At 70.9% G+C, this 23617-nt stretch carries 22 protein-coding genes; 8 read left to right on the plus strand and 14 right to left on the minus strand.

Annotated elements, in window-relative coordinates; translation table 11 throughout:
- Positions 1-152: 152 nt before the first annotated feature.
- The 11 genes from MWM08_RS15630 to MWM08_RS15680 all read right to left on the minus strand — a co-directional run bounded on the left by MWM08_RS15630 (position 153) and on the right by MWM08_RS15680 (position 10082).
- Positions 153-920, minus strand: a complete 768-nt coding sequence (locus MWM08_RS15630; RefSeq protein ID WP_244407430.1) for a tetratricopeptide repeat protein — start codon at positions 918-920, stop codon at positions 153-155.
- Complete coding sequence (locus tag MWM08_RS15635; RefSeq protein ID WP_244407431.1) at positions 920-1891, minus strand: type II secretion system F family protein; 972 nt, start codon at positions 1889-1891, stop codon at positions 920-922. Before MWM08_RS15635 ends, MWM08_RS15630 begins: the two co-directional genes overlap by 1 nt.
- Before the next feature lie 5 nt (positions 1892-1896).
- Entirely contained in the window at positions 1897-2853 is a 957-nt protein-coding gene (locus MWM08_RS15640) for a type II secretion system F family protein (RefSeq protein ID WP_244407432.1), read from the minus strand.
- 2 nt (positions 2854-2855) lie between these two features.
- On the minus strand, positions 2856-4223 hold the full coding sequence (locus MWM08_RS15645; protein WP_244407433.1) for a TadA family conjugal transfer-associated ATPase: 1368 nt from the start codon (positions 4221-4223) through the stop codon (positions 2856-2858).
- Complete coding sequence (locus MWM08_RS15650; protein ID WP_244407434.1) at positions 4223-5443, minus strand: CpaE/TadZ family protein; 1221 nt, start codon at positions 5441-5443, stop codon at positions 4223-4225. The genes MWM08_RS15645 and MWM08_RS15650 overlap by 1 nt, the downstream gene beginning before the upstream one ends.
- 4 nt (positions 5444-5447) lie before the next feature.
- Entirely contained in the window at positions 5448-5786 is a 339-nt protein-coding gene (locus tag MWM08_RS15655) for a hypothetical protein (RefSeq protein ID WP_244407435.1), read from the minus strand.
- Between the two features lie 5 nt (positions 5787-5791).
- Positions 5792-7909, minus strand: coding sequence for a type II and III secretion system protein family protein (locus MWM08_RS15660; protein WP_244407436.1), 2118 nt, complete (start codon positions 7907-7909; stop codon positions 5792-5794).
- An 83-nt stretch (positions 7910-7992) separates the two neighbouring features.
- Positions 7993-8859 carry a Flp pilus assembly protein CpaB gene (gene cpaB / locus MWM08_RS15665; protein ID WP_244407437.1) on the minus strand — a complete coding sequence of 289 codons (867 nt, stop codon included), beginning with the start codon at positions 8857-8859 and terminating at the stop codon, positions 7993-7995.
- 3 nt (positions 8860-8862) lie between these two features.
- A complete protein-coding gene (locus MWM08_RS15670) occupies positions 8863-9372 on the minus strand; it encodes an A24 family peptidase (RefSeq protein WP_244407438.1) in 510 nt (169 codons plus the stop codon).
- Positions 9373-9396: 24 nt separating this feature from the next.
- A complete protein-coding gene (locus tag MWM08_RS15675; RefSeq protein ID WP_244407439.1) occupies positions 9397-9603 on the minus strand; it encodes a hypothetical protein in 207 nt (68 codons plus the stop codon).
- 266 nt (positions 9604-9869) lie between these two features.
- The gene (locus MWM08_RS15680; protein ID WP_244407440.1) at positions 9870-10082 is read right to left on the minus strand and encodes a Flp family type IVb pilin; all 213 of its coding nucleotides are present in this window, start codon (positions 10080-10082) and stop codon (positions 9870-9872) included.
- Positions 10083-10593: 511 nt separating this feature from the next.
- On the opposite strand from MWM08_RS15680, the gene MWM08_RS15685 reads away from it, so the two are divergent.
- Positions 10594-11556: an isocitrate lyase/PEP mutase family protein gene (locus MWM08_RS15685; protein WP_244407441.1), complete on the plus strand. Its 963-nt coding sequence runs from the start codon at positions 10594-10596 to the stop codon at positions 11554-11556.
- Positions 11557-11666: 110 nt separating this feature from the next.
- Here MWM08_RS15685 and MWM08_RS15690 read toward each other — a convergent pair whose 3' ends face one another.
- Complete coding sequence (locus MWM08_RS15690) at positions 11667-12629, minus strand: Bug family tripartite tricarboxylate transporter substrate binding protein (protein ID WP_244407442.1); 963 nt, start codon at positions 12627-12629, stop codon at positions 11667-11669.
- 123 nt (positions 12630-12752) lie between these two features.
- Between MWM08_RS15690 and leuC the strand changes: the two genes are divergently transcribed.
- The 6 genes from leuC to MWM08_RS15720 are packed head-to-tail and all read left to right on the plus strand — an operon-like array spanning position 12753 to position 18783.
- Entirely contained in the window at positions 12753-14156 is a 1404-nt protein-coding gene (leuC, locus tag MWM08_RS15695) for a 3-isopropylmalate dehydratase large subunit (RefSeq protein WP_244407443.1), read from the plus strand.
- 12 nt (positions 14157-14168) lie between these two features.
- Positions 14169-14795 carry a 3-isopropylmalate dehydratase small subunit gene (gene leuD / locus MWM08_RS15700; RefSeq protein WP_244407444.1) on the plus strand — a complete coding sequence of 209 codons (627 nt, stop codon included), beginning with the start codon at positions 14169-14171 and terminating at the stop codon, positions 14793-14795.
- On the plus strand, positions 14792-15922 hold the full coding sequence (gene leuB / locus MWM08_RS15705; RefSeq protein WP_244407445.1) for a 3-isopropylmalate dehydrogenase: 1131 nt from the start codon (positions 14792-14794) through the stop codon (positions 15920-15922). Before leuD ends, leuB begins: the two co-directional genes overlap by 4 nt.
- 58 nt (positions 15923-15980) lie before the next feature.
- Positions 15981-16931 (plus strand): Bug family tripartite tricarboxylate transporter substrate binding protein, encoded by a 951-nt coding sequence (locus tag MWM08_RS15710; RefSeq protein WP_244407446.1) that lies wholly within the window; start codon positions 15981-15983, stop codon positions 16929-16931.
- On the plus strand, positions 16931-17815 hold the full coding sequence (locus MWM08_RS15715) for a sugar ABC transporter substrate-binding protein (protein ID WP_244407447.1): 885 nt from the start codon (positions 16931-16933) through the stop codon (positions 17813-17815). The genes MWM08_RS15710 and MWM08_RS15715 overlap by 1 nt, the downstream gene beginning before the upstream one ends.
- 5 nt (positions 17816-17820) lie before the next feature.
- On the plus strand, positions 17821-18783 hold the full coding sequence (locus tag MWM08_RS15720; RefSeq protein ID WP_244407448.1) for a Bug family tripartite tricarboxylate transporter substrate binding protein: 963 nt from the start codon (positions 17821-17823) through the stop codon (positions 18781-18783).
- Positions 18784-18844: 61 nt separating this feature from the next.
- Here the strand turns inward: MWM08_RS15720 and MWM08_RS15725 are convergent, their stop codons facing one another.
- Together MWM08_RS15725 and MWM08_RS15730 are read right to left on the minus strand one after the other, a co-directional pair.
- Entirely contained in the window at positions 18845-20401 is a 1557-nt protein-coding gene (locus MWM08_RS15725) for an acyl-CoA carboxylase subunit beta (RefSeq protein WP_244407449.1), read from the minus strand.
- A gap of 64 nt (positions 20402-20465) precedes the next feature.
- The gene (locus MWM08_RS15730) at positions 20466-20930 is read right to left on the minus strand and encodes a hypothetical protein (RefSeq protein ID WP_244407450.1); all 465 of its coding nucleotides are present in this window, start codon (positions 20928-20930) and stop codon (positions 20466-20468) included.
- Positions 20931-21144: 214 nt separating this feature from the next.
- Here MWM08_RS15730 and MWM08_RS15735 point away from each other — a divergent pair, with 214 nt between their 5' ends.
- Complete coding sequence (locus MWM08_RS15735) at positions 21145-23592, plus strand: sensor histidine kinase (RefSeq protein ID WP_244407451.1); 2448 nt, start codon at positions 21145-21147, stop codon at positions 23590-23592.
- Positions 23593-23617: the final 25 nt, after the last annotated feature.

The following is a 23617-nucleotide window of genomic DNA, read 5'->3' on the forward strand; positions in this document are numbered from 1 at the left end:
CAGCCACTCCAGATCGAGTATCCTCAGGATACGCGCCACGACGCCGGGGAGCCGCGTGTCCTCAGGGGTGCATCGTGGCGGCGGTCGCATCGGCGAAACGTCCTTCCGCGCGCGCCCGGTCGGCGCGCCGGCACTGAGCTGCTGCGGCGCCGTCAGCTGCGGCCGCCGGCGGGCGTTACCTCGATGACCTGGCGGTTCACGCGCAGCACCTCGGCCACACCGCGCAGGTCGACATCCTCGCTGCCGAGCACGTTCCGTGCGGCGGCTTCGTCGCCGGTGGCGGCAAGGGAGATGGCGTAGTTTGCGGTCACGCGCTGGTTCGCATCCGACCGGCGCGCCAGCGGTTCGAGCACCGCGCGGGCCTCGTCTGCCCGGCCGTCGAGCAGAAGCGACAGGCCAAGATTGTTGGCGACCGACACGGAATCCGGCGAGACGGCCTGGGCGCGGCGGTAGGAGTCCTGCGCCTCTGGGTGGCGTCCCATGAGGTCGAGCGCGACGCCGCGCCCGTCCAGCGCGGCGACATTGCGGGAATCGCCCGCCAGGACGCGGTCGAACAGGCCGAGCGCCTCGCCAGCTTGGCCACTGCGCAGGCGCATCTTGGCCAGCTCCAGGATGAGGCGGCGGTCGTTGGGCCGGCGTTCCACTGCCGCCGCCAGCACCTGCTCCGCCTGGGTGCGGTTGCCCGCGCGCATCAGGGCCGCGGCGAAGCGGGCCTGTGCCTCGCCATTGTTGGGGTCGCGCGCGGCGGCCGCGCCGTACATGGACAGCGCGACATCGGTCTGCCCGCCGGCCTCGGCCGTCGCAGCGACGCGCATGCGCGAGGCGGCATCGGGCTCGCGCACGCCGTCAGGCGAGGCGCAGGCCGCGAGCGTGGCGGCGGCGCAAAGCAGGACGGCGAAGCGCGCGGAATGATGGATCATCATTGCCTGGCATTTTCCCCTGCGCCCTGGAGAAGGCCGCCGCGCAGCTGCAGCACGGACGGCCCGACCAGGGAAATGAATACCGCCGGCATGATGAACAGAATGAGGGGAATCACCAAGACCGCGGGTAGGCGGATCGCCTTTTCCTCGATGCGCAGCATGCGATCCTGGCGCATTTCCGCGGCCAGCACGCGCAACGCCTGGGCCAGCGGCGTGCCGTATTTCAGGGTCTGGGAGAGCGTGCCGCCGAGTCGCTTGAAGCCCTCGAAGTCCGAGCGCTGTGCGAATCGCTCCAGCGCCTGGCGCCGGTCGGGCAGCATCCGCAGTTCCTGCACCAGCACCAGGAAGGAGATCGCCAGCGGACGGTTGTTGTTCTCGATCTCACGCGCGACGCGGTCGAGCGCGGTCTCGATGCCCATGCCGGCCTCGGCGGTGACGACCAGCAGGTCGAGCGCGTCCGGCAGGCCCTTGCGCAGCTTCTCCTGGTGCTTCCGCTTCAGGTAGGTGAGGAACATGTTCGGACCGAACATGCCGAAGAGGATGGCGCCGAACACGATGATCACGATGCGCAACGGGTCGACCGTGTTGAAGTAGCAATACAGCCCCGCAACCAGCGGCAGGCCCAGCATCAGCACCGCCTTCACGCCGATGAAGGTCGGCACGGCGGCGCGCGGGTTGAGCCCAGCGGCGGCAACCGCCAGCTGGAATTCCTCGAGGTCCTTTTCCGAGACGAGCGTCGTGTTGCGCAGCCTCTCGCCGATGCGGCGGAACGGGGCTGCCGCCGCGTTCAGGCCGGCATCGGCGCCCGCCCGGTCGACTTCCGCCGGTCGCAACACGCTCTGCACGCGGCCGGCGATGTCACGGTCTTCGGCGCCGCGGGCGAGCACGATCGCGGCAATGATGGCCATGCACACGGCGACCGCGACGGCGAGGATCGGCAACAGGCCCGCCTCAGCAATGGAGTCCAGCATGGCGATCAGTCCTGTCCCGCGCGCTTGATCAGCCAGCGGATAATGAGAAAGCCCGTGAGCGAGAAGCCGAGCCCGACCAGTGCCAGCTTCTGGCCCGCAGGGCTGCTGAACTGTTCGATGTAGAAGGGTTGGATCTGCGACATCGCCAGTGCGGCGATGAAGGGCAGCGCCATCAGGATGCCGGCCTGCATCCGCGCCTCGGCCGCCAGGGCCTTGGCACGCTTGGACAGCGCCACGCGCTTGCGCACGATGTCCGCCAGGTTGTCGAGCGTCTCGGCGAGATTGCCGCCGGTCTGCGACTGCATGCCGAGCGTGACCGCGAGGAAGGAGAATTCCGGCAGTTCCGTGCGCTTGTACAGCCGCATCAGCGCCTGGTCGACCGGCCGGCCGATCGCGACATCGCCCAGCATGCGGGAGAATTCATCGCGCAGCGGGGACGACAATTCGGCCGCGACCGAGCGCATCGCTTCGCCGACCGGCAAGCCGGCGCGGATCGCACGCACCATTAGGCCGATCGCATCCGGGATCTGCTTGAAAATCTTGTCGACATAGGAGTTGTACTGAAACGCGAAGATGGACCGCACCAAGAAGAAGCCGGTCAGCACGCCCGACAGGATCGACCGCGGCAGGCCGAGCGGACCAGAAAGGAACCGCGCGATCAGCACGGCCACCAGCACGCCGAACACCACAACGACATACCACGGGATGGTGTGCGCCTGCGGCACGTCTGGGTGATAGCGCAGGAAGCGCAGCACGCGTTCCAGCAACGGGCGGGATTCGTTGGTCTGCAGCCGGATGCTCGGCAGCCCGGTCGCCTGGAGCGATGTGGTCTCGAGCGCACTCGCGCTGGCAATGCGCGCCTTCAGGCGCCGCGCCTGGCCGGATTTCAGCAGCGTCAGCACGCCGGTCACCAGCGCGATGGTGAGCATCGCCGCCGTGCCGAGGAGAAGGGTGCGGTCCATGGTCAGGCTTCCTGGAGCGCGCGCATCCAGGGGTCGAGCATGCCGAAGTAGTTGAGGCGTTCGACGAAGGCCGGGCGCATGCCGGGCGACACCCAGGACCCGCGCAGCTTGCCCTCCGCAGTCTCGCCTTCGTACTGGTAGGTGAAGATGTCGTTCATGGTGATGACATCGCCTTCCAGGCCGCAGATCTCGGCCACCTGGGAGACGCGGCGGCCACCGTCGCGCATGCGCTCGATCTGCACGATCAGGTCCACCGCAGCCGCGATCTGGGTACGGATGGCGCGCGACGGCAGCGTGGACTGCGCCATCATCACCATGTTCTCGATGCGGGTCAGCGCATCGCGGGCCGTGTTTGCGTGGACGGTACAGAATGATCCGTCATGGCCGGTGTTCATGGCCTGCAGCATGTCGAAGGCCTCGCCGCCGCGGACTTCGCCGACGATGATACGGTCGGGGCGCATGCGCAGCGCGTTGCGAACCAAGTCGCGGGCGGTGACCTCGCCGCGGCCTTCGAGGTTCGCGTGGCGGGTTTCGAGCCTGACGACATGCGGCTGCTGCAGCTGCAGTTCCGCCGCGTCCTCGATGGTGACAACACGTTCGCCATGGTCGATCAGCCGAGACATCGCGTTCAGCATGGTCGTCTTGCCCGACCCCGTGCCGCCGGAGACCACCACGTTCAGCCGGCACCGCGCCGCAATTTCCAGGATGCGCTGCACCGAGGGCGACATCGCCCCGTTCTGCGCCAGCGCCGGCAGGTCGAACCGCTTCTTGGCGAATTTGCGGATCGAGATGCAGGGGCCGTCCAGCGCCAGCGGCGGGAAGACGATGTTGACGCGCGAACCATCGAGCAGGCGCGCGTCGCATAGCGGCGAGGATTCATCGACACGCCGGCCGACGGTCGCGGCGATCTTCTGCGCGATCGCCGCGATCTGCGCGGCCGAGCGGAAGCGGACATTGGTGCGGATCAGCTTGCCCCGCACTTCCACGAAGACGTGGTCGGGCCCGTTCACCATGATGTCGTTGATCGTGTCGTCGGCCAGCAGCGGCTCGAGCGGGCCGTAGCCCACCATATCGCGGGCGATTTCCTCGGCGATACGCGACTGGTCGCGCGCCGAGATCTCCATCCGCTCGCGCGAGGCAAGTTCATGGACCAGCGCATCGAGCTGTTGGCGCAAAGCCGCCGGCGGCAGTTCGCCGGCCACCACCGGGTCGATCCGTTCCAGCACCAACGTGCGCAGCCGCGCAAGCTCGGCGCTATCGGACAGCGCGATCGCCTCGGCCGAGATGTTGACGGAGCGGAACTCCGGTTCCGCGGCGAGCGGCACCGGCAGATGTGGCGAGCCGTCGCTGCGCCGGCCGAACGGACGCATCAGCCGCCTCCCTTGCCCAGCAGCCGCGCGAAGAACGAGGCCCCTGCCCCGCCCGAGCGCACCGCCGCGATTTCCTGCGTGAGCTGGCCGAGCGCGCGGCGCAACGGTGCGCAGTCCTGGCGCGCCGGGCGGCCCAGGTTCGCCGCGCGGGGCAATTGCCTCGACAGGTCGCCGATCGTCACGTCGGGCGCCGCACCGATGCCTTCCTCGACCAGCTTGACCGGCAAGTAGCCGCGCCGGCCCACCCCGTTCAGCACCGTGATCACGCGCCCCGATCCGCCGGTCAGTGCGACGAGTTTCTTGAGCGCCACCGTGTCGCGGATGCTCGCGACATCCGGACCAAGCACCAGCACGACGTGTCGCGCCTTCTGCAGCACCGCGACCTCGCTCGGGCCAGGCGGCATGGGCAGGTCGACGACGACGTGGTTGAAGCGCTGGCGCAGCATGTCGACCACGCGGCGCACGCCTTCCTCGGTCGGCTTGATCTGGGCCTCCATGGGCTCCTCGGCGGCGATCAGCCGCACGCGGTCGCCGATCGGCACGCCAACGCGGTCGAGGAACAGCGCGTCGACTCGCTCGGGTTCCTCGATGGCGATGCGCAGGCCGGAGGTCACGCGCGCGCCCAGCATCATCGCCGCCGCGCCGCCGCGCAGGTGCAGGTCGAGCAACGCGACGTGGCTGCGCGTCGCTTCCTCAAGCTCAAGTGCGAGGTTCACCGCGATGGTCGTGGCCCCGACGCCGCCGCGCACGCCACAAACCACCGTGACCTGGCCGCCGCGGTCCTGTCCGGCCTCACCGCCGCCCTGGATATGCGGGGCGAACAGCCGCGCCACGTTGTCGCGCGTTAGCGGTTTGTGCAGGTATTCATGCACGCCGACGTTGCGGGTGATGTCGCGATAGAAGCCGATCTCGGTGCGTTCGCCCACCACCAGCACGCGCACATCGGGCGTGCAGACGGATGCCAGGGCGTCGAGTGCCGCGAAGGGGTCGTCCACACCGCTGATATCGACGATCAGCACGCGCGGGGTGCTTTCCTTCTCGAGCGCCTTGACGGCCGTGCGCACCGTGCCGCGGCGCATCTGCGCGCCGAGCACGTCGCCGATCCCGCCACGAATAGCGCCCTCGCTCGCCTCGTCGGCCACGAAGACCATGAGGGCGGGCCGGTCGGCGGAGATAATCGCTCCGCCGCGCGTCGCGTCCGGGATTTCGCGGACCGCCATGCGGTCAGTTGCCGCCACCGCCACCGCCACCTCCGCTGCTGACGCCGGCCCCACCCCCGCCCTGCGTGCCTACATCCGAGATTCCGGTCGGCAGGGGCGGGCGGCGTCCGGCATTGAATGCGTTGATCGCGCGCGAGGCCTGGTCACCGCGGTCGGTCGCCGCACCGGCGCCGCGCGTCAGGTGCGCGGGGTCCGCGACCTGCAGGCGCAGGTTCCGGTCATTGATGCCTTCCGCCTGCCAGGTCCCGCGCCGATCGATGTCCTGGGCAGGGAAGTAATTGTCGGAGCCGCAGGCGCCAAGCGCGAGAACCAGGCCCAGGGCCGCGGGAATGTGCCGTGCCATGGTGCTCACTCCACGATGAAGCCAGCGGCCGCCGGCGGCCTGATCTGACGATAGGGGGCGCCCGAGCCGGTCTGTCGCCGCAGCAGGATGCGCTCGAGGTCCGTCGATGGGCGGAAGGTGTCGAGCGGCGTCGCGAGCGCCGAGGGGTCGGAGACCGGCCGCACCAGGTAGGGTGTGATGATGATCACGAGTTCCGTCTCATTGCGACGGAACCGGTCGGAGCGGAACAGCGCGCCCAGCACCGGAATCTCGCCGAGCCCCGCCAGCCCACTGTTGTTGATCGAGGAGTTGCGGCTCAGCAGCCCCGCGATCGCGAAGCTCTGGCCGGAACCGACCTCAATGGTGGTCTCGGCGCGGCGCACGCTCAGGCCCGGGATGCGGACTGTGCCGCCGGCCACCGGGAAGATCACCGAATTCGCTTCCGAGAGTTCGCTCACCTCGGGGCGGACGCGCATGTTCAGGCGTTCCGGCGAAAGCACCGTCGGCACGAAGGCGAGGCTCACGCCGAACTGCTTGAACTCCACCGTGATGGCATTGTCGTTGTTCGACGCGGCGACCGGGATCGGGAATTCGCCGCCCGCCAGGAACGACGCGACCTCGCCCGACTGCGCGGTCAGATTGGGCTCCGCCAGGATGGTCACCAGGCGGTCCTGAGCGAGCGCATCGATGATGCCGTTGATATCGAAATTGCCGCCACTGTAGCCGAGCCCGACCAGGCCGCCGGTCGCCGTCGCGCCCGTCAGCGCCCCGATCAGCGATCCCACCACGCCGCTGCCGGTACGCAGCCCGACCGTCCAGGTCCCGTCATTGAACGCGCCGAGCCAGTTGAAGCCCAGGTCGCGGGTGATCTCGCGCGAGATCTCGGCAACTCGCACGCGCAGGTTCACCTGGATGCCCGACAGCAGAGTCAGGTTGTTGATGACCTCGCGCGCTTCGCCGGCCATCGCCTTGGCCACCGCTTCGGCGCGCTGCGCGTCGACCGCGGCGGGCACCATGCCCGACAGCGTGATCGGGCCGCGGCTGGTCATGGCGACGCGCACATTCTGCCCGCCGCGCACGGTACGGCGGATCATGCTCTGGATCTGGCCGGCGGTGACCGGCGGCGGCCCCGCCGCGGCCTGCGGCAGGCCGGTCCCCGGCGTCGCGACGGTCGAGGCAACGGTGATGTCGAACTCGGCGACCAGCGAACCATCCTCGCGCGTCGCGATGAGGTTCGTGCGGCCCGCATTCACACCCATGATGAACAGGCTGGTGGGCGAAGCCGGCTGCACCCGCGCGATGCGCGGGTCGGCTACCAGCACCGTCAGCGCGGCGGCGGGAAGTTCAACCAGCCGGCCAGAACCCTGTTCGAGCACCAGCGGGCGCGTGAGCGTGGCACCCGGGGCCGGCGCAATCACCTGCGGCGTGCCAGGCATCTGCGGCTGCGCCTGGGCCTGGGCCTGCGGCACCAGCGGGATGCCAAAGGGCGCGCTCTGCACCGGCACCGTCATCGGCGCCCCGGTGCGCGGACCGGATGGCGGCAGGGCCTGCGCCATGCGGATCGTGGCCGGCGCGGGCGTGGCGGGCAGCGGCGCGTCGGTGATCGTCGCGGCGGTCATGCCGGGCGCAGTCGGCGTGGCGCTCGCGAGCATCGGCACGTCGGCTGCACTGCGGACCGGCGCGCGGAGGCGTGTCGCGGCGGCAAGGTCCGCCATCACAGCATCGGCGCTCGGTGCCGACGCCGCGGGGCGCGCCTCGGCCACGTCCGAGCCGGGGTCGAGCACGTCGATCACCAGCTTCGGGCCATGGTGGAAATGGCGGAAGCGGGACCCGGCCCGCGCCTCGATCCGGACCGACTGGCCATCGCCCGACAGCGCGACCACGTTGCGCGGCACCGCGGCACCCAGCGCGATGCGCACCGGCTCGGCGAAGCGGATCATCAGGCCGTCGGCCGTGGCCTCGGCCTGGTATTCGGTGCGCGCGGGCCAGTCGAAGACGATCCGACCATAGCCCGGATGCGTGCCGGTGCGCACCGGAATGCGCGGCGCGCTTGCGGCCGCGGCGGCAGCCAAGGTCACGTCATCGGCGGCGACAGGCGGAACCGAGACGCCGGCGAGAAGGACAAAAGCGAGGGGAAGTGCCATGGGCGCGGCGCGGAACATTCGCGCCCTCCCGATCGCCTTCCAGGCCGGATGGGATGGATTGTCTCCGGCCCGGTGCCCTTGATTCATCGGAACGTAACCTCCTGCTGCGAGCCGCCCTGAATAATACGCATGCGCGTCGAAGGGGAAGGTGCCTGAGGACCGGTAAGCGCAGAGGAAACGTCGGAACCAAAAACAAGCGAGGGACGCGGACCCGAGGCCTCGGGCACACCCTCGATCGAACGAACCACCAGTGAGATACGACCGAGTTGCATCGCAACCGCCAGTCGCTCCGCCTGCTCCGGATTCACTTCCAGAGTAACGGTGCGGGCAACGACACGCGCCGCCGTGGCATCGGTTCCGCTGTGACTGATCTGCTGGTCCACCGCGATCACCCTGACGGCCGACAGGATGGTCTCGCCGACCACGCGGCGTCCAGGCGATTCCCCACCCTGGCTGCCCTGCAGGTTCTGCGTCAGGATCAGGTCGACCTCGTCGCCTGGCCAGATCAGGCCCGACGCCCCGGTCACCACGTCGACGCCGATCGAGATGGCGCGGGTGCCGGGCCGCAGCACCGCGGCCAGGAAGCCACGGTCACGCGGACGCAGCACGTCGGTCGCGATCACCGGCTGATTCGGGTCGATGAAGCGGCGCAGCAGTGCGCCGCGCAGCTCCGCCAGCGACGCCGTGCCGCCGGTGAAGGCGCCTTCCGGCACCGCATCCGCGGAGACCTCGCTCTCGCGGAAATCCTCGTCCTTGAGCAGCGTACCGATCGACAGCGGGCGCGCCGCGACAAGCATGCGCACGCGCGCCGGAGGGGCCACCACCGGCGGCGCCTCGACCCGCGCGACCTGCTGGGGGACGCCGCCGGGCTGGATCAGCTGCAGCGCGAGGATCCCGAGGCCGGTGGCGCTCAGGACAAGGGAGACGACGACAAGAAGCCGCAGGATCATGTGTCAGGCCCTCGGCAAGGAGATCAGGAGGAGGAGGCCGCCACCGGCGATGGCGACGGCATAGGGAAGCGGGCCGCGGCGGCGCATCCGCCAGGCCTCGACGGCGAGCACGCGGCGCAGCAGCGTTGCACCGCCCGCGACGCGGGTCTCGGGCGCCAGCCGGCGGCCCAGGATATAGGCCACGCCCAGCGCGCCGCCGACAAAGACGGTCGCGACAACGAAGTCCCAGGTGTAGCCGGGCGAAAGGCCGACCGCCATCGCGCTCAGCAGCTTCACATCGCCGCCACCAAGCCAGCCGCGCGCCGCGATCGGCACCAGCAGAATAAAGACGGCGGCGGCCAACAGCAGCGAGGTGCCGGCCGCAGCCCAGCCTTCGACCAGGCGCGTCGCCACGCCGATGACACCGATGGCAATAGGGATGGGGTCCGGGATCAGGCGCGTCGCGACATCCCGTGCCGCCGCGAAGAAGAGCAGAGGGACCGCCAGCGCCAGGAACACAACGATCGGACTCACGGCGCGGTCACCTCATATGGAAGGTCAGCGGGTGGTGCTCAGGTTCGCGATCATGTCGGCCTGTGTCTCGGACACCGTGTTGCCAAGAACCACGAAAGCCGAATTATTGGGGTCACCAAGAAGGACGACCGCGGCACCAACAACGATCACAATGCCCACCGCCATAATGGCGTACTCCGCGGAGGCCACGCCGCGGCGCTCACGCAGAAGATGCAGCACGCCGCGCACCATCCTTGTCATCGAATTCGCCCCCGACGGAAGGCCCATCCGGACATCTCAGTCTCCGGCTAGGCGTTTTGCCTGCAGTCCTCGTAGTTTCCTGGCGCCACCCCGCCACAATATCGTACGAGCACGCGTCGGGGCAGACAACTGACACCGCTATTCTTGGCTGGAAAGTCGGCAAGGACCGAAGGACGGCGCCCTTCGGCCAGTCTCTCCGCGCGATGGAGTGCCGTCGGCGGATGATCCGAATGACCATCCGCCGAAGCTTTGCCAGATCAGCGGGCGGCCGACGCGGCGACGCGGTCCTGCTGCGACCCGATCTGCACGCCGACCTCGGAGAAGGCGTCGCGCAGCTGCGGGGCGAACACCGCCACGGCCGAACCCACGATGATGACCACGCCCACCGCGAGGATGGCGTATTCGGCAGCGGTCACGCCCTTGCGGTCGGAAGCCGTGCCACGGATGGAAGCCAGGAACTTGCGAATCATGTCGATCCCCTTCGGTTAATCTCAATAACGAGCCGCACGATGTGAGGCCAACCGCTCCCGCTCGTCTGGGTGACAGCGTCTGGCCCGCGAAGGGGATCAACCGAGCCCGATTGGACCCCCGCGACACCGCAACCAAACCACAGGCATTAACCAACGGTCAACGAAAAAAAACACGTCATTGTCTGTTTTTTAAGACGATCTTTGAAAAAGGCGCAAAATCCAGGCGTTTCCGGGGTCGCAACGCCTGTCACAAAAGCGCGAAGTCGCGCCAACCATCGCCCCACGCGACAGCACAAGGCCCATCTCCCGCCGAAAAGGTCCAATTTTCCGGACAAGACCCCATTTCCGACCAGCAGCGGCCGAAGCCTCTGCCATGCGTAGCATCAAGTCTTCGTGATGCGCCCGGCCGGCACAACCGCCGTCCCCGCCTGCAACCGGCCCCGCCCGCCCCGATTGCCGCAGGCGCAGGTTCAGGCATGATCCCGCCAGCATCGAACCAAGGACTCTCGCCATGCGCCTCGGCCAAGGCAGCCCCACTCGCCCGACCACGCGGCTTCGCGCGCTGATCGAGACGCATCGTCCGCTGGTCGTTCCCGGCTGCTTCAACGCCATGTCCGCCCGCATCCTCGAGGATGCCGGTTTCCCCGCGCTCTACATGTCGGGCTACGGTACCTCGTTGAACCTTCTGGGCCTGCCCGATGCCGGGCTCGCCACCCTCACCGAGATGGCGCTGAACGCGAAGCTGATCGCCGCGGCCGTGAAGGTGCCCCTGATCGCCGATGCCGATACCGGGTTCGGCAACGCCATCAACGTGGTCCGCACGGTCGAGGAATACATCCGCGCCGGCGTGGCCGGCCTGCACCTCGAGGACCAGGTGGCGCCCAAGCGCTGCGGCCATGTCGCAGGACGCGAGGTGATCGCGCGCGAGGAAGCCGTGCTCAAGGTCCGCGCCGCGGCGCGCACGCGCGACTCTCTCGACCCCGATTTCGTGGTGATCGCCCGCACCGACGGCCGCGGCGCGCATGGGGGTTCGCTCGATGAGGCGATCGACCGCGCCAATGCGTTCCTCGATGCCGGCGCCGACCTGGCCTTCGTGGAAGGCCCCAAGGATGTCGCCGAGGTCGCGCGCATCGGGGCCGAGGTGCGCGGCCCGGTCTTCTACAACATGACCGGCATCTCGCCCCGCCTGTCGGCCGAGCAGATGGCCGAGCTCGGCATCCGCGTGTGCATCCTGCCCGGGGCCGCGATGCGCGCGACCATCATGGCGATCCACGATTTCGCGCATGCGCTCAAGACCGAGGGGCCGATGGCCGAGGCCGCCTACGACGCACGCTTCAAGCAGCACCCGATGGGCAACCTGCACGGCTTCTCGGGCTTCGACCGCATCCGGGACATGGAGGCGGAGTTCCTCCCCGAGGATGCCGGGCGGAAGTATGAAGGCGGGCTCGGCTATGCGCCGAAGGCGGCGGAGTGAAACGCCGCCGCTGAGTCACCTTCGTGGTCGGGCCGCCGGCCTTCGCACCGGGCGCGGCCGATGGCCGGTGCACGGCCGCGCGATGAAGGATCCGGCTGGGCGCTGGCACGCTACCCCACCCGCAATCCTGTCGCCGCGACGATGCGCCGTGCCGTCTCGCGGTCCCGCCGGATGACCTCCGCGAAGGCCACCGGGTCGGATTCCACCGGATCTGCACCCGTCGCATCGAGCCGCCGGCGCACATCCGCATCGGCCAGCGCCGCGCCGATCGCCTGCGCGAAACGGCGCGTCGCCGCATCCGGCGTGCCGGCGGGCGCGAACACACCGGTCCAGGACGACATGTCGTAGCCCGGGAACGTCTCCGCGATGACCGGGATCTGCGGCAGCGAGGCCTGGCGCCGGCCGGCCGTGCTCGCGATCAGCGTCGCACCCCGCTCCACCGCCGGGCGCAGGCTGGAATAGGAGATGATGCCCGCGTCGATCCGCCCGGCCGCGAGTTCGCGCGCGACATCCGCGCCGCCCCGGAAGGGCACGTGTTCCAGGCGGATGCCGGCGGCCATCTGCAGCGCCTCGCCCATGAAATGGCCGATATGCGCGACGCCCGGCGTGCCGTAGGTGACCTCGCCCGGGCGGCGCTTCGCCTCCGCCACGAAGCCAGCCAGGTCGGTGGCAGGGAAGCCGGCGCGGATGCCCAGGATGTACGGCTGCGTCGTCACCTGCACGACCGGGATGAAGGCGGCGGCATAGTCGAAGGGCAGGTCGCGGCGCACTTCGGGCAGCGTTGCGAAGGTCGCGCCCTCGAACAGCAGCGTGGTGCCGTCGGCCGGCGCGGCATGGACAGCCGCCGCGCCGATCGCCCCGGAGGCGCCGGTACGGTTCTCGATGATGAAGGACTGCCCGAGATGTTCCGCCACGCGGACCTGCAGGATGCGCGCGATGGTGTCGGCCACGCCGCCGGCGCTGTAGGGCACCACGAAGCGCACCGGCCGGTCGGGCCAGGCGGTCTGCGCGCGCGCGGCGCCAGGGGCCGCCAGCGCAACAAGGCCAAGCGAGCGCCGCGTGATGCGTGCCATGCCAACATTCCTCCGGAACCGCGGGCGCTTGACCACGCCCGTCGCGCGCGGCGTGATGCCGCCGCGCCGCGCGACCGTCCCTTGGCCGTCCGCGAGCGTCAAGCACTGCGGGAGCAACGCGCCATGCCGGCCACATTGTTCGACAAGATCTGGGATCCGCACGTGGTGGCGGACCTCGGCGGCGGCTGGTCGCTGCTGCATTGCGACCGTGTGCTGGTGCACGACCTGTCGGGCGGGCGCGCGCTGCAGGAAGTGGGCGAGGCCGGCTACGCGGTCGCGCGGCCCGACTTGGTCTTTGCCACGCCCGACCACGCGGTGTCCTCCGCACCAGGCCGAACGTCCGAGACCTTCCCAACCGGCGCACGGTTGCTGGCGGGTCTGCGGAAGCGCGCCGCCGAGACCGGCGTACGGCTGTTCGACCTCGGCCAGGATGGCAACGGCATCGTGCATGTGATGGGGCCGGAACTGGGCATCGTGCTGCCCGGCACCGTGTTGGTCTGCGGTGACAGCCACACTTGCACGAATGGTGGCGTGGGATCCCTCGCCTTTGGCATAGGCGCGTCTGAGTTGCGGCATGTGCTGGCGACGCAATGCCTGCCGCAGAAGAAGCCGCGCACGATGCGCATCCGCTTCGAGGGCGAGGCGCCGCCCGGCGTCACGCCGAAGGACATGATTCTGGCGGCGATCGGCCGCTTCGGCGCCGCGGCCGGCACCGGCTACGCGGTCGAATACGCCGGCTCCGCGGTGCGCGCGCTGTCGGTCGAAGGGCGGCTGACGCTGTGCAACCTGTCGATCGAGATGGGCGCGAAGATCGGCATGGTGGCCCCCGACGAGACCACCTTCGCCTGGCTGAAGGGCCGCGACTTCGCACCCAAGGGCGCGTCGTGGGAGTCCGCGTTGGCCGATTGGCGCGCCCTGCCCTCGGATGACGACGCGGTGTTCGACCGCGACCTGGTGATCGACATGCGCGACATCGCCCCGCAGATCACCTGGGGCACGAGCCCCGAGCAGGTACTGCCCGTCACCGGCCGCATCCCCGACCCGGCCGATGCGCCCGATGCCGAGAAGCGCGCCGACTGGGAAAAGGCCCTCGCCTATATGGGCCTGACCGCCGGCGCGCCGATCGCGGGCACCAAGGTCGACTGGGTCTTCATCGGGTCCTGCACCAATTCGCGCATCGAGGATCTGCGCGCCGCCGCCGCCGTGCTGCGCGGCCGGAAGGTGGCGCCGCACGTCACTGCCTGGGTGGTGCCGGGCAGCGAGCGCGTGAAGCACGCCGCGGAAGCCGAAGGGCTGCACGACGCGTTCCGCGCGGCTGGCTTCGAATGGCGCGAACCGGGCTGCGCGCTGTGCGTCGCGGCGAATGGCGAGTCCGTGCCGGCGGGCGCGCGCTGCGTGTCCACATCCAACCGCAACTTCGTGGGGCGGCAGGGCACGGGGGCGCGCACGCACCTCGCCTCGCCGGCCATGGCGGCGGCGGCGGCAGTGGCCGGCACCATCGCCGATGTCCGGTCCTTCGCAGCGTAAGGGGCAGAATCGATGGACAAGTTCATCACCGTCAGCGGCCCCGCCGCACCGATGCTCGGCGCCAATATCGACACCGACGTCATCATCCCGATCCAGCGCCTGGTGGGTACGGGCCGCACCGGCCTCGGCCCCTATGCCTTCGAACGCATGCGCTACGCCAAGGACGGCTCCGACAACCCCGACTTCGTGCTGAACCGTCCGCAATACCGCGACAGCCCCATCCTGCTGGCGGGGCCGAACTTCGGCTGCGGCTCCTCGCGCGAGGGTGCGGTCTGGGCCTTGATGGGCATGGGTTTCCGCGCCGTCATTGCGCCGTCCTTCGGCGACATCTTCTTCAACAACTGCTTCCAGAACGGCTTGCTGCCGGTGCGCCTGCCGGAGGACGTGATCCGCCGGATCGCGGACGAGACGGAGGCCGCGCAGGGCGCGCGTCACACGGTGGTGGACCTCGCGCGCCAGGTGGTGGTGACCCCCGACGGCGCGGAGATTCCCTTCACGGTCGATGCGCGCAAGCGTGACGCGCTGCTGGAGGGCCTGGACGACATCGCGCTCACGCTCAAGCAGAAGGACGCGATCCTGGCCTGGCAGACGGCCGACCGCGCGAAGCGCGCCTGGGCCTGGGACAGCGTCGAGCGATGACACCTGAGTCCGCCGCCGCACCGCGGCCGACGCTCGACATCGTCGTTCTGCCCGGCGACGGCATCGGTCCGGAAGTGACCGACGAGGCGGTGCGCGTGCTCGACTGGTTCGTCACGCACCGCGCCGTGCCGCTGCGCATGACGCGCCATCTGTTCGGCTCCGCCGCCTGGGCCGCCGAGCGCACCGCGATGCCCGACCGCACCTGGGCCGCGATCATGGCCGGCGATGCGATCCTGTTCGGCGCGACCGGCAGCCTCGACCAGACGCATATTCCGCCCGAGGAACGCCGCAAGGGCGCGCTGCTCACCATGCGCCGCGCGCTCGATGTGTTTGCCAACCTGCGGCCGGTGAAGGCGCAGCCGGCGCTGGCGGAAGCCTCCCCCTTCAAGGCGCGCACGGTGGCGGGCGCCGACCTGGTGTTCGTGCGCGAACTCACCGCCGGCGTGTATTTCGGCACGCCGCGCGGCATCGAAACGCTGCCCGACGGCACCCGCCGCGGCGTCAACACCCACGCCTACACGGACGCCGAGATCGCCCGCGCCGCGCGCTTCGCCTTCCAACTGGCGCGCACGCGCCGCAACCACGTGACCTCTGTCGACAAGGCCAATGTCATGGAGGCCGGGCGGCTGTGGCGCGACGTGGTCAGCCAGGTGCACGCCGCCGAATTCCCCGACGTCACGCTCGAACACATGCTGGCCGACAATTGCGCGCTGCAACTCGGTCGCGCGCCGACGCGCTTCGACGTGATCGTCACCGACAACCTGTTCGGCGACCTGCTGTCGGATTGCGCGGGCGCGATCAATGGCAGCCTCGGGATGCTGCCCTCGGCCGCGCTGTCCGCGCCGGACGCCGATGGCAGGCGCCGCGCACTGTACGAACCGATCCATGGGTCGGCGCCCGACATCGCGGGCAAGGGCATCGCGAACCCGCTGGGTGCGATCCTGTCGGCGGCGATGCTGCTGCGCTGGACGGCACGGCTGCCGGCGGAAGCGGATCGGCTGGAAGCCGCCGTCGCCAGCGCGCTCGATGCCGGCGCGCGCACGGCGGACATCGCGATGCCGGGGGAAGCCGTGCTGTCCACCCGCGCCATGGCCGATGCGGTGATCGCCGCGCTCGACGCGGGCTGACTCGCCTTTCGTGGCAGTTCCAGCCTAGCCTTTCCCCAACGACAAGGGAGGAAGGTTCATGCGACGCATCCTGCTCGCCGCCGTCGCGGCGTTCATCGCGTTCCCGGCCATGGCGCAGGATCGCACCGTGCGCGTCATCTCCGGCTTCGCCGCCGGCGGCGCGGGGGACCTGATGGCGCGCCTGATCGCCGAATACGTCCCGCCCCTGATGGGCGCGCGCGGCGTGGTCGAGAACCGCACCGGCGCCAATGGCCTGATCGGCGCCGAGGTCGTCGCGCGCTCGGCGCCCGACGGCAACACCGTGCTGCAATGCCCGATGGGCAGCATGACCATCACGCCGAACCTCCCCGGCGCGGCGATGCCGATCGACCCCCGTACCGAGCTGACCGGCGTGGCGAATGTCGCGCTATCCACCTACGCGCTGATCGTCGCCGCGCGCGGCCCGCACCAGGACGTTCCGGGGCTGCTGGCCGCCGCCCGCGCGCGTCCGGGCGGGCTGTCCTATGCCTCGGCCGGCGTCGGTTCGGCGCAGCATCTCTCGGCCGAGTTGCTGAAGGCGCGCGCGGGGGTCGACATCGTGCACGTCCCCTATCGGGGCGCGACGCCGGCTGTCGTCGATATCCTGGGCGGGCGCATCGACTTCATGATCACCAACCTTGGTGACGTGATGCGCCAGATCACCGGCGGCGAGTTGCGCCTGCTGGCGCTGGGCGACGATGCGGGGTCGCCGCTGTTTCCGAATGCGCGGCCGATCTCGGCCTTCGTGCCGGGACTGCAGATGGCCGGCTGGTTCGGCATCTGCGGGCCGCGCGCGATGTCGGCGGAAAGCCTGGCGCAATGGTCCGATGGCACGCGCCGTGCGCTCGAGAATCCGCAACTCCGCGAACGCCTGCTCGCCAATGGCCTGACCGCGCAATTCGAAGCCACCGCCCCCTTCAACGCCCGCATCGCGCGCGATCTGCAATCCTGGGGCGAGGTGATCCGCGCCGCCGGCGTGCGCGGTGACTGATGCGCCTGGCCGCCTTCACCAAGAACGGGGTCAATCCCAACTACCAGGCCTTCCTGCGCGGCGTGGAGCGCGCAGCCGCGCAGGACGGCGCCACCGCCACGCGGCACTTCCCGGCAACGCCCGACGACCCCGCGCAGCAGGTTGCGCTGCTGGAGGCCGTTGTCGCGCAACGCCCCGACGCCATCATCTTCGCCCCCGCCGATGATGCTCTGCTGGAAGCGCCGGTGGCGCGCGCCATCGCGCAGGGCATCCCCTTCATCGGCTTCGTCAACCGCATGGCGGGCGACTTCGTCACCTTCATCGGCGCCGACGACGTGGCGATGGGCCGCACCATCGCGGCCGTGATGGTGGACGCCCTGGGCGGTGGCGGCGATATCGTGCTGGTCGAAGGCCCGGACAGCGCACCCACCAGCCGCGACCGCGGCCGCGGCTTCCGCGAGACATTCGCGCGCCATCCCAGCATCCGCGTGCTGGGCAGCGCGCCCGGGCGCTACCTGCGCGAACCCGGGCGCGCCGCGATGGAGACGCTGCTGGCGCGCCACCCGCGCATCGACGGCGTGGTCTGCACCAACGACCTGATGGCGCTGGGGGCGCTGGATGCGCTGCAGGCCGCGGGCCGCACCGCCCTGGTGGTCGGCAACAACGGCACCATCGAGGCGGCGGAGCAGATCGCCGCCGGCCGCCTGCTCGCGAGCATGGACTACGACGGGCAGCGCATGGGTGCCGCCGCCGCCATGGCCGCTCTGCGCCACCTGCGCGGCGAACCCGTCCCGCGCGAGATCCTGCTGCCCGCCATTCCGATCACGCGTGCCAACCACGCCGCCTGGCTGGTGCCGATCGAGGACCGTCCCCTGCCCCGCTGGGCTGACATCGTCCGGGAGTGACACCCATGCCCCTTACCCGCCGCGTCTTCGCCGCCGCGATCACCGGCACGCTCGCCACGCCCGCGCTGGCGCAGCCTGCCTGGCCAACACGCCCGGTGCGCCTGATCAGCCCCTTCGCCCCGGGCGGGCCGCAGGACGTGCCGGCGCGCTACTTTGTCGACTACCTGACGCCGAGGCTTGGCCAACCGGTGATCTACGACAGCCGCGCGGGCGCGGGCGGCCAGGTGGGCATGCAGCATGTCGCCACCGCGACCGATGGCCACACCTTCCTGATCACGTCGAACTCCGTCGCCACGCTGCCCGCGCTACGGCGCGAACTCGGCTTCGACCCCTTCACCGACCTGCTGCCGGTGACGATGGTGACCGAGGCGCCGCTGGTCTACTGCGTGCGCGCCAATGGCCCGACCGACCTCGCGGCCTACATCGCGCGCGCCAAGGAAGCGCCGGGGCGCGTGTCGGTCGGCAGTTCGGGCGTGGGGTCCGCCACCCACCTGGCCTCGGCCTTCCTGATGCAGAAGGCCGGCATCGAATTGCTGCACGTGCCCTACCGCGGTGCGGGGCTCATCATGACCGCGCTGCTGGGCGGCGAGATCGACACCTTCGTGGGCGACCTCTCGCTGGCGCTGGAACACATCCGCGCCGGCACCATCCGCCCGATCGGCGTGACCACGGCGACCCGCGCGCCACTGCTGCCGCAAACCCCCGCCATCGGCGAAAGCATCGCCGGCTACGCGGTGCCCTTCTGGTTCGGGCTGTTTGCAGCGAAGCAGACGGCGCCGGAAGCGATCGCACGCATGAACACGGAACTCGCGCCGCTCGCGGCAGCGGACAGCGAACTCTCGCGCCGCATGGCGGATCGGGGGTCGAAGCTGCTGCTGGACGGGCCGGCGCCGCTGGCAGCACGGCTGCGTGGCGAAGTGCCACAGTGGCGGCAGGTGGTCGCGGCGGCCGGGATCACGCCCGAGTAAAGCCGGGGGCTCCGCCCCCGAGACCCCCGCCGGGGTGACAGTGTCACCCCGGACCCCGCCGTCAGGGGCGCATCGTGAAACCCGCCACGCCGGGGGCGCGCAGTGGGTCGGCCAGCCGCGCGAATTCGCACAACAAGCCACGCGTCGAACGCGGGTCGATGATTTCCTCGACCCAGAACGCCTCCGCGGTGCGGAAGGGCGAGCGCAACTTCTGCAAGCGCGCCTCGATCTCCGCCACCTTCGCATCGCGATCCTCGGCGGCCGCGACCTCCGCGGCATAGGCCGCCTCCACGCCACCCTCGAGCGGCAGTGACCCCCACCGCGCGGACGGCCACGCATAGCGCATCGAATACCGCCCCGCCGGCTGGTGCACCACGCCGGCCACGCCAAACGCATTGCGCATGATGACGGTGCACCACGGCTGGCGGCACTGGTTCACCGCCGCCATCGCCCGCACACCCCAGCGGATCGTCGCCCGCTGCTCGGCATCCAGCCCCACCGCGAAACCCGGGCAATCCATCAGGTAGACCACTGGCAGATGGAAGGTCTCGGCCAGGTCCACGAAGCGGATGACCTTCTGGCAGGCATCCGCCGTCCAGGACCCGCCCTGAAAGACCGGATCGCTCGCCAGCACCGCGACTGCCCGCCCATCCAGCCGCGCGAAGCCTGTGATCACCGGCCGGCCGAACCAGCGCCCCATCTCGAAGAACGACCCCTTGTCGACCAGCGTCTCGATGATCGGACGCACCTTGTAGGCCTGGCGCGGATCGCGCGGGATCGCGCTCAGCAACGCCTCGTCGCGCCGGCCCGCATCGTCGCGCGATCGCACAGCCGGCGGCAGTTCGAACACCGATGACGGCAAGTACGAAAGGAAGCGCCGCGCGCGCTCGAAGGCCTCGGCCTCGGTCTCCACCGCGTCATCCACTCCGCCGGCGCGGGTCTGGATCTCCCAGCCGCCGAGCTCGCGCTTGTCCAGCGCCTCGCCCAGCCGTGCGACCACCGGTGGCCCCGCCACGAACATCGCCGACGTCTTCGTCATCACCGAGTAATGCGCAGCCGCCAGTCGCGCCGCGCCCAGGCCCGCGACCGACCCGAGCCCCAGCGTCACCACCGGCACCAGCCCCATGTTGGCCGTGGTCTGGTAATACAACTGCGTCCCGCCCACGCCGCCGGGCAGGTTGGCGCGGCCCGTCGTCTCGATGGTCTTGACCGACCCGCCGCCGCCCGAGCCTTCGATCATGCGGATGATCGGCAGGCGCAGGTCGGCGGCCATGCGCTCGGCCATGATCGGCTTGTCGCGGATGGTGGCGTCCGCGCTGCCGCCGCGCACGGTGAAGTCGTCGCCCACCACCACCACCGGGCGGCCATCGACCAGCGCACGGCCCATCACGCAGTTGGACGGGGTGAAGGCGGCAAGGTCCCCCTGCGCATCATATTCCGCGCGCCCGGCGATGGCGCCGACCTCGTGGAAACTCCCGCGATCGGCCATCGCCTCGACGCGTTCGCGCACGGTCAGGCGGCCGCCATCGTGCTGGCGCTTCACCTTGTCGGGGCCGCCCATCTCACGGGCCAGCGCCTCGCGCCGGTGCAATTCGTCGAGTTCCGGCTGCCAACTCATGCGTGGATCGCTTTCCTGCCCGTCCGGCATCCTCACGCCGTGCAGGCCGGTCGTCCAGCCGGGGTCAGGGCGCGACCAGGTCCACGCGCAGGAACCACAGCGTCAGCGCGTCGCCGTTCAGCAGGCGCAGGCGCACCATGTCACCCTCGGAGGCTTCCTGGGCCCAGGCATTGACGCGGAAGGTGGTCCGACAGCCGCCGGATGCCCGCGCTTCCGCGAGCAGACGTGGCGGCGTGTCGGCGCCTTGGCGCAGCAAGCGCAGCGGCGCCGGGTCGGCGCAGCCGAGCGTGCCATCGCGCGCAACCCGCCACGCCGGCGCCGGGGCTGGCGCCAATGGCGCGGGTGCGGGCTCCGGCGCCGTGGCTTCGGCGGGTGCGGCGGGCGGTGCCTCGGCATCGCTGCCGCGCGGCCTGGCTGGCGTGGCCGGCTGGCGGCCCGACTGGATGCGGGTTGGCGGCTCCGGCGGCAACGGAAGATCGTCGGGCGGCGGCTCCTCGGCCGCGCATCCCGCCAGCAGGAGTACGGCCACGATTGCGCATACGGCGCGCGCGCCGCGCCTTCCCCTGCCTTGGCTTCGCATCCGAACCATCCTGTGACGCTAACACCTGCCCGCGGCGCTGGCAGCATCGTGAACGAAGATTTCTGTCAGTCGACCGTTAAATGCTTGCAATCCAACAACCTTCAGTTGAACCTTGGCGCCAGGGGCGGATCTGGGGCCGCGCCAGGAGCAGATTGGGTAGCGGATGGGGCAGAGCTCGGGCCAGGTTGGGACCCGCGGCGCAGCGCTGGGCGCGCGCCTGCTGCTGCTCGTGGCCGCGGCCATGGTGCCTTTGCTCGCTGGCGGCTTTATCCTTGCCATCCTGAATGCCCGGACCGACGCCGCCGCCGCCGACGCGCGGCTGGTCGCCGCCGCGCAGGCCGCCGCCCGCAGCATCGACAGCGAGATCGAGGCGCGGCGCCTCGCTTTGCTCGCCTTCGGCAGCAGCATCGACGCGGCGCGCGTCGCCTCGGACCTTTCCGCCGCCGATGCAGCCGCCCGGCGCCTCGCGGAGGCGCTGGGCACGCCGGTCGGCCTGCTCGACCGCGGCCTCGGCATGCTGGTGGACACCAGCAAGCCCTTCGGCACGCCGCTCGCCTCAACGCCTGCCATCTCGGCCGGCCTCTGGGCGGTCGAGACGGGCCGCCCGCGCGTCAGCGACCTGCTCGGCGGTCCGGGCGCCGCCGCGCTGCCCCCCATGCTGATGGTGCCGCTGATGCGCGAAGGCCGCACCGAGGCGGTGCTGAGCCTGCCGCTGCGGGCCGACCGCCTCGCTGCCGCGCTGGGCCCCGGCCCCGCAGTGCTGCTCGACAGCCGCGGGCGCGCCCTGGCGTCGGTCGGCGCGCCGCCGGCGGACCTGCCGGACTGGCCAAGGCTCATGACCCTGCCGCGCGGTGTCGCGACCACCGTCGCGACACCCGCGGGCGGGCCGATCGCCGTTGCGGTCGCGCCGCTCCAGGAAGCCCCGGACTGGCGGCTGGTCGCCTGGGCCGTGCCGACGCCTGCCGGGTCGGGGCTGCTGCCCTGGGCCGCCGGGCTGGTCGCGCTGGCGGTGCTCGCCGCGATCGTGACGATGCGCGTCACGCTGCGAGGCCTGCGCGCGCCGCTTTCGGGCCTGGCGCGGCATGCCGCCGCCTCGGCCGAGGCCCTGCGCAGCGACAGCCCCGCGCCCGAACCGCCCGCGCCGTCCGGCCCGGCCGAGATCGCCAGCCTCGGCGCCGCACTGGCCGAGGCCGAGGCCGCCGCGCGCGACCAGACGCGCCGCCTGCGCGCGCTGGCCGAAGCCGGCGCGCTGGTGCTCTGGCGCGCCGATGCTGCCGGCGGATGGATCGAGGCTGCCGGCTGGGCCGGCCTGACCGGGCAGACCGCCCCTGCCTTCCGCAAGGATGGTTGGGTGGAAATGCTGCACCCCGACGACCGCGCGCCGACACTGGCCGAATGGGGCCGCTGCCTGGTGGCGCGCCAGACCATCGGTGTGGAGTTCCGCCTGCGCACGGCGGGCGACGCCGCCGCCTGGCGCTGGGTGCGCGCCACGGGTGTTCCCGTGGCGACCGAGGATGGGCAGCTCATCGAATGGGTCGGCGCCATCCATGACGTGGCCGATGCGCGCGGGGCCGGCACCGCACACCGCTTCAACGAGGCGCAGGTGCGCCAGACCGTGGCGGAACTGCGCGCCGTCTATGACAACGTGCCGGTCGGCCTTGCACTGGTCGACGCGACGCTGCGCTTCGTCAACGTCAATGCCCGCTTCGCCGCGATCAGCGGCCTGCCACCCGAGGCGCATGTCGCACGCGTGCCGCACGAGGTGATGCCCGAGGGCCTCGCCGCCCCGCTCGAGGCCGCCCAGCAGGAGGTGCTGCGCACCGGCCGCCCGGTGCTGGACGTGACCTGCACCGGCCAGGCTCCGGGCGCGGTGCAGCACCTGCGCCACTGGCTGGCCTCGTGCCATCCGGTGAAGGACCCTGCCGGCGTCGTGACCGGTGTCTCGGCCGTGCTGCAGGACGTGACCGAGCGCGTGCGCGCCGAGCGGTCGCGCGAATTGCTGGTGACCGAACTGAACCACCGGGTGAAGAACACGCTCTCGACCGTGCAGTCGCTCGCAGCGCAGTCGCTGCGCCGGGCGGGCGGCGATTCGACCGGCTTCGGGCGCGACTTCGTGGGCCGGCTACAGGCGCTCACGCGCAGCCACGACCTGCTGGCGGAGGGCGGCTGGGAGCCGGTGGACTTGGCGCGCGTGGTGCAGGCGGCGCTGGCGCCGTGGCTCGGCAGCGGGCGCGCCATCCGCATCTCAGGGTCGGGGCGCATCCAGGTGGAGGCGCCACAGGCGCAGGCGCTGGTGCTGGCGCTGCACGAACTCGCCACCAATGCCGTGCGGCACGGCGCGCTGTCGCGCCCGGGCGGCGAGGTGGACGCGACCTGGTCGCTCGGCGAGGACGGCATCGCACGCTTCGGCTGGCGCGAAAGCGGCGGCCCGCCCGTCACGCCGCCGACCGCCGATAAGCGCGGCTTCGGCGTGCGCCTGCTGGAACGCGGCCTGGTCCACGACCTTGGCCCCGGGACCGAGGTGGACCTGCGCTTCGCCGAGGACGGGCTGCGCGCCACGCTGCAGTTCCGCGTGGGCCTGCCCAGCCTGACCCGCGCGGCTGCCGACTGACCCGCAGCGTCGCGGCGGCGGCGCG

This window comes from Roseomonas fluvialis (genome assembly GCF_022846615.1).
In the GTDB taxonomy this organism is placed as follows: domain Bacteria; phylum Pseudomonadota; class Alphaproteobacteria; order Acetobacterales; family Acetobacteraceae; genus Neoroseomonas; species Neoroseomonas fluvialis.